Source organism: Roseateles sp. P5_B10, from assembly GCF_056400485.1.
In genome coordinates this window covers 1-6,226 of sequence record NZ_JBFULE010000276.1, presented here as the reverse complement: position 1 = coordinate 6,226, position 6,226 = coordinate 1, and the positions used below count along the sequence as shown (strand labels likewise).

Sequence of the window (6,226 nt, the reverse complement as noted above, 5' to 3'; positions counted from 1 at the left end):
GGTGCGGGACGAGGCGGGCGCCGAGCTGCCGGCCATGCGGCGCGCGAACGCCTACCGCATGGCTGGACTGGCGCTGGCGCGGCCTGTGCCAGGCAGCCTGTCGCGGCTGACGATAGAGATCGGGTAGGAGATCCTCGTGGTGAAGATCCTTGCGAAGTTCTGGCTCTTGCGCTTCCTGCAGGTGTTCGTGCTGGCATGCGCCGTGCTGGGCGGCATCGAAGCCCTGCAGCATGGCGGACAGGAGGCGTCCTACCGGTCCGTGCTGACCTGGGCGGCGCTCACGGCGTTGATGACGGCGACGGTCTCGGCCTGGTGGGCCTACAAGCGCCAGTGCAAACTCGTCTTCAAGGATCCCTAAACCATCCGTATCGGGATGGTGACGGGGCCGTCGTTGATGAGGTGGACCTGCATGTCGGCACCGAACTCGCCATTGGCGACGACAGGGTGCTGGCTTCGTGCAAACGCCAGCGCGTGCTCGTAGAGCCGGCGTCCCGGCTCCGCCGGAGCAGCGCCCGTGAAGCTCGGCCGGTTGCCGGCACTCGTGTCGGCCGCCAGCGTGAACTGGCTGACGATGAGCAGGCCGCCGGCCACGTCCTGCAGGCTGCGGTTCATCTTGCCGGCGTCGTCGCTGAAGACGCGCAGCTTCAGCACCTTGGTGATCAGCTTCTCGGCGGTCGCCTCGCTGTCGGTGGGTTCGGCGCAGACCAGCATCAGCAAGCCCGGGCCGATGGCGCCGACAACAGCACCGCCCACTTCGACGCGTGCCTCGCGCACCCGTTGCAATACCGCGATCAAACCAGGTCCTCCTCGTCCATGTTGTGGGCCTCGACGTCCATGGGCAGCAGCTGGATGCTGGCGCGCAGCCCGGGCACGGCACTCATCAGCGCCTGCTCGACGTCCACGCGCAGCGCCGCGGCGCGGCCCAGAGTCCAGCTGGCCGGCATGTGCATGTGCAGGTCGATGAAGCGACGCTGGCCGGCCACGCGGCTGGCGATGTGGTCGAAGCGGATGGCGTGCGGATGGATAAAGCCGTCCAGCACCGCCATCACCTGAGTCATGGATTCGGCGTCCAGGGCCTGGTCCATCAGGCCACCGGTGGACTCGCGCATCAGATGCACGCCTTCGCGCAGGATGTTCAGCGCCACGATGATGGCCAGCAACGGGTCCAGCCATTGCCAGCCGGTGGCCATGACACCCAGCAGCCCGGCCACGACACCGGCCGAGGTCCAGACGTCGGTGATCAGGTGGCGCGCATCGCCCTCCAGTGCCACCGAGCGCACCTCGCGTGCCTTGCGCAGCATGGCCCAGGCCATGGCACCGTTCAACGCCGAGCTGACGACGGCCAGCGTGACGCCGACGCCGATGGCTTCCAGAGCCTGGGGGTGTTGCCAGCGGTCTGCAGCGCCCCACAGGATGCCCAGGCCGGCCGCGATGATGAGGATGCCCTCGAAGCCGCTGGAGAAGTATTCGGCCTTGTGGTGACCATAGGGGTGGCCTTCATCCGGTGGCTGGGCGGCCAGCGTCACCATGGCCAGGGCGAACACGGCGCCGGCCAGGTTGACGAGGGACTCCAACGCGTCGGCCGCCAGGCTGACCGAGCCCGTCCACCACCAGGCGGCGGTCTTCAGCGCAATGGTCACGAGGGCGACTGCGACCGAGAGCTTGAGATAGGCGCTGGCTTGCATGGCGGCATTGTCAGCGGCGCGCAGCAGGCCCCCGCAGAATGGGTGCCATGATGAATGCCGCTTTGATACGCGTTGCGGCCAGCCTGCTGGCCATGCTGTTGCTGGCGTTGCCGTTCGCGACGCCGGCCCAGGACCTGAAACCCGATACGCAGGGGCGCATCGACTTCGACAGCTTCACGCCCAAGACCATGTTCGACCTCGCCCGCGAGCGCCGCCAGAACTGGGCGGCGCAGCGCGTCTGGGGCGAACTGAGCCTGCCCAGGGGCGCCGGCGACAAGGTCCCGGCCATGGTGCTGATGCATGGCAGCGCCGGCGTGGAGAGCAGCATGTCGCAATGGGTCGACGCCTTGAACGACATCGGCGTCGCTACCTTCGTCGTCCACGTCTTTGAGGCGCGCGGCGTCAAGCGCACGGCGGAGAACCAGACGCTTGTTCCCTACTCGGCCGACCTGATGGACGCCTTCCAGGCGCTGATGCTGCTCGCCGGTCATCCACGCATCGATGCTTCCCGTATCGGCATCATGGGCTTCTCGCGCGGCGGAAGCGTGGCCTTCCAGACCGCCATCGAACCGCTGCGCCGTGCCGTGGTGAAGAGTGACCTGAGCTTCGCCCTGCACATCCCGGTGTACGCGGGATGCAACCAGGTCTACTGGTCGCCGCGAGTGACGAAGGCGCCGCTGCTCAACCTCGTCGGCGCTGAAGACGACTACGCCACGGCGCGGCCCTGCGAGCAGTTGGCCGAGCGCTACGCCGAGGCGGGCACGCCGGCTCGCACCATCAACTACGCCGGGGCGCCGCATTCCTGGGACGCCATGTACCAGCCCTTCCTGCTGGAGGGGGCCACGTCGGCAGCGCCCTGCGGCGTGCTGCGCTGGGACATCGAGGCGTGGAAGATCACGGCCGAGCGAACCGGCGCGACCATCGACGCGGCGAGGCTTGGGGAGTTCTTCGACAGCTGCGTCATCCGGGGCGTGCATGTCGGGCGCAACGAATCGGCCTTCCGGCAATCGCGAGCGGATGTGAAGGCCTTCGTGCGGCAGGTGTTTTTCGCCGGCAAGTGACCCGCGGGCATGCGCCGGATGCATCCTCAAGCTGGCGGGTCATGGGAGCAACCGCCATGGCGTCGTCCCTAGAATCCGCCTGCTGCTTTCCGGAGTCCGCTGCATGACCACCCCCCACACCACCGACGTCTCCCACATCGCCCCGCGCGAGAAGGCCGAGATCCTTTCCCAGGCCTTGCCCTACATCCGCAAGTTCCACGGCAAGACCATCGTCATCAAGTACGGCGGCAATGCCATGACCGACCCGGCCCTGCAGCAGGACTTCGCCGAGGACGTGGTGCTGCTCAAGCTCGTGGGCCTGAACCCCATCGTCGTGCACGGTGGCGGGCCGCAGATCGAAGGCGCCTTGAGCCGCCTGGGCAAGAAGGGCGAGTTCGTGCAGGGCATGCGCGTCACCGACGAGGAGACGATGGAAGTCGTCGAGTGGGTGCTGGCCGGCCAGGTGCAGCAGGACATCGTCGGCCTCATCAATGCCGCCGGCGGCAAGGCCGTGGGCCTCACGGGCCGCGACGGCGGCATGATCCGCGCGAAGAAGCTCAAGATGATGGACAAGGACGACCCAGCCAAGGAGCACGACGTCGGCCAGGTCGGCGACATCGTCGCCATCGACCCCAGCGTCGTGAAGGCCCTGCAGGACGACCAGTTCATCCCCGTCGTCAGCCCCATCGGCTTTGGCGAGCACAACGAGAGCTACAACATCAACGCTGACGTCGTCGCCGCCAAGCTGGCCACGGTGCTGCAGGCCGAGAAGCTGCTGATGCTGACCAACATCCGCGGCGTGCTGGACAAGAACGGCGAGCTGCTGACCGAACTGACGCCGCGCCGCATCGACGAGCTGGTGGCCGACGGCACCATCAGTGGCGGCATGATCCCCAAGATCGCCGGCGCCATTGACGCGGCCAAGAGCGGTGTCAATGCCGTGCACATCATCGACGGCCGTGTGCCGCACGCCATGCTGCTGGAGATACTGACCGATCAGGCCTACGGCACGATGATTTCGTCTCGATGAGACGAAATGCTCGTGCCGCGTCTGAGCCGAAGGGGAGGACTTGCGATGATTTCGTCTCGATGAGACGGAATGCGCGTTCCGCGTCTGAGCCGAAGGCGAGGACTTGCGATGATCGGTGGGTGACGAAATCTCGCGACCCGGTCTGGCTGTTCGACCTCGACGACACCCTGCACAACGCTTCGCATCGGGCGTTCACCGAGCTGAATGCGTCGATGGCGGCCTATATGGTCACCTACCTCGGCCTGACGGAAGAGCAGGCCGCCGCTCTGCGCAACCGCTACTGGCAGCGCTATGGCGCAACGCTGACGGGGCTGCAGCGCCACCATGGCGTGAAGCCGGCGCATTTCCTCAGCGAGACCCATCGCCTGCCCGGGCTGGAGGCCCATCTGCATGGCCACGGCCATGACCTGGCCGCGCTGCGCCGCCTGCCGGGGCGCAAGCTGCTGATGACCAATGCGCCGCGCAGCTATGCCGAGCGCGTGCTGGCGGCCATCGGGCTGTCCGGCGTCTTCGAGCGCCTGATCTGCGTCGAGGACATGATCATCTTCGGCCACTCCCGCCCCAAGCCCGATACGCGCATGTTCCGTATCGTGCTGGCACGCCTGAAGCTGAAGCCGGAACGCTGCATCCTCGTTGAAGACACGCTGATCCACCAGAAATCGGCCCGCAGCCTGGGGCTGCGCACCGTCTGGATGCAGCGCTGGCTGCGCAAGGCGGCCGATGGCCGGCGCCTGCAGCACCGCCCGGCCTACGTGACCCAGCGGGTGCGTTCCCTGGCAGCCTTGTTACGCTACCCCCTGTTCTGAAGGAAGACGCTCATGGATGAGGGGGTATCCTCACCTGACAATGCGGCTTCCGCGCGTTTGGAAAGTCCACAGAGTCCATGTCCCCGTTCTCGGTCCTGATCGTCGAAGACCAAGCCCGCTTCCGCGAGGCTTTCACTCACGCTCTGGGCAGCGTGCCCGACATCGAGCTGCTGGGCATCGCGCCCGACCTGCCCCAGGGCCGGCGCATGTTCGATCAGTTGCAGCCCGACGTCCTGCTCGTTGACCTGGACTTGCCTGGCGGCAGCGGCATCGAGCTGATCCGCCATGCGGCCCAGACCCGGCCGCAGTGCGAGGTCATGGTCATTTCCGTCTTCGGCGATGAGCAGCATGTGGTCGCCAGCATCGAGGCTGGCGCCACCGGCTATCTGCTGAAAGACAGCCTGGCGCTGGACCTGCCCGGCCAGCTGCGCTCTCTGCGCGCCGGCGGCAGCCCCATCAGCCCCGTCATCGCCCGCCGCCTGCTGGTGCGTCTGGCCCCCGGGTCGCAGAACTCGACCGGCCCCTCGCCGGAGGCCATGGCCGCGACGATGGCCGACGAGGAAGTTGTCGCCCTGTCCGAGCAGGAATCGCGCGTGCTGCACCTGGCGGCCAAGGGTTTCACCTTCGATGAGATCGCGCAGTTCATGCAGGTCTCGCCGCACACGGTGATGACCTACGTCAAGCGGGTCTACCGCAAGCTGCACGTGCGCTCCAAAGTGGAAGCGATCTACGAAGCTCGCCGCCTGGGCTGGCTGCGCGACTAGGGCTGTAACAGGCCCTAACATCGCCGGCATGGACGCCGACCAGCCCGCCGCCGACAGCCCCGCTGCCAACCCCAAGAAGCGCCCCAAGCCCGGCGAGCGCCGCACGCAGATCCTGCAGGTGCTGGCCGGCATGCTGGAGCAGCCGGGCGCCGACCGCATCACGACGGCGGCGCTGGCAGCCAAGCTCGACGTCAGCGAGGCGGCCCTGTACCGCCACTTCGCCAGCAAGGCGCAGATGTTCGAGGCGCTGATCGATTTCATCGAGAGCAGCGTCTTCGGCCTGGTCAACCAGATCGCCGACTCGCCGCATCCCCTGCCGCCGCCTGGCAAGGCCGCGCGCATCGCCAGCGTCATCCTGCAGTTCGGCGAAAAGAATCCCGGCATGGCGCGGGTGATGGTGGGCGACGCCCTGGTCTACGAGAACGAGCGGCTGGTGGCCCGCATGAACCAGTTCTTCGACCGCATCGAATCCTCGCTGCGCCAGGTACTGCGCGCCGCAGCCGAGGCGCAGGGTTCACTGACGCCGACCGTGCAGGCCAATGCACAGGCCTCGGTCTGGGTCAGCTTCATCATTGGCCGGCTGCAGCGCTATGCCCGCTCGGGCTTCAAGCGGCTGCCGACGGAGCAGCTCGAAGCCTCGCTCAAGGCGATCGCCTGAGCCTGCCCGCCTAAACTGCGGCGATGTCTGCCGCTCTGGATTCCTTCCTCACCCGCGCCGAGGGCCTGCTGACCCGGCTCGAAGCCGTTCTGCCCCACGCCGCCACGCCGCCCGACTGGGCTGCTTCCACCGCCTTTCGTGCCCGCCGGCGCCATGGCGCCCTGGTGCTTGAGCCGGTGCGCGCCGTCAGCCGCATCCGCCTGTCAGACCTGCAGGAAGTCGAGCCGCAGAAGGAGCGCTTGC

General features: G+C 67.3%; 8 protein-coding genes and 1 pseudogene. 7 read left to right on the top strand and 2 right to left on the bottom strand.

Features of this window, described 5'->3' with window-relative positions; all coding sequences use genetic code 11:
• The first annotated feature begins 136 nt into the window (after window positions 1-136).
• Entirely contained in the window at window positions 137-358 is a 222-nt protein-coding gene (locus tag AC1DU6_RS16785) for a hypothetical protein (RefSeq protein WP_056192911.1), read from the top strand.
• On the opposite strand, the gene dtd is transcribed toward AC1DU6_RS16785, so the two are convergent.
• Entirely contained in the window at window positions 355-795 is a 441-nt protein-coding gene (gene dtd / locus AC1DU6_RS16780; protein WP_056192908.1) for a D-aminoacyl-tRNA deacylase, read from the bottom strand. The genes AC1DU6_RS16785 and dtd overlap by 4 nt on opposite strands.
• Window positions 792-1,685: a cation diffusion facilitator family transporter gene (locus tag AC1DU6_RS16775; RefSeq protein ID WP_056192904.1), complete on the bottom strand. Its 894-nt coding sequence runs from the start codon at window positions 1,683-1,685 to the stop codon at window positions 792-794. The genes dtd and AC1DU6_RS16775 overlap by 4 nt, the downstream gene beginning before the upstream one ends.
• A 50-nt stretch (window positions 1,686-1,735) precedes the next feature.
• Between AC1DU6_RS16775 and AC1DU6_RS16770 the strand changes: the two genes are divergently transcribed.
• The 6 genes and pseudogenes from AC1DU6_RS16770 to AC1DU6_RS16745 form a co-directional block, all read left to right on the top strand.
• Window positions 1,736-2,746, top strand: coding sequence for a dienelactone hydrolase family protein (locus AC1DU6_RS16770; protein WP_056193136.1), 1,011 nt, complete (start codon window positions 1,736-1,738; stop codon window positions 2,744-2,746).
• A 103-nt stretch (window positions 2,747-2,849) separates the two neighbouring features.
• Entirely contained in the window at window positions 2,850-3,755 is a 906-nt protein-coding gene (gene argB, locus AC1DU6_RS16765) for an acetylglutamate kinase (protein ID WP_056192901.1), read from the top strand.
• A 119-nt stretch (window positions 3,756-3,874) separates the two neighbouring features.
• Entirely contained in the window at window positions 3,875-4,561 is a 687-nt protein-coding gene (locus AC1DU6_RS16760; RefSeq protein ID WP_056192898.1) for a pyrimidine 5'-nucleotidase, read from the top strand.
• A 77-nt stretch (window positions 4,562-4,638) separates the two neighbouring features.
• Entirely contained in the window at window positions 4,639-5,325 is a 687-nt protein-coding gene (locus AC1DU6_RS16755) for a response regulator (protein ID WP_056192896.1), read from the top strand.
• Between the two features lie 28 nt (window positions 5,326-5,353).
• Window positions 5,354-5,983, top strand: coding sequence for a nucleoid occlusion factor SlmA (gene slmA / locus AC1DU6_RS16750; RefSeq protein ID WP_056192893.1), 630 nt, complete (start codon window positions 5,354-5,356; stop codon window positions 5,981-5,983).
• 23 nt (window positions 5,984-6,006) lie between these two features.
• Window positions 6,007-6,226: pseudogene (locus AC1DU6_RS16745) on the top strand (AAA family ATPase); the annotation flags it as partial.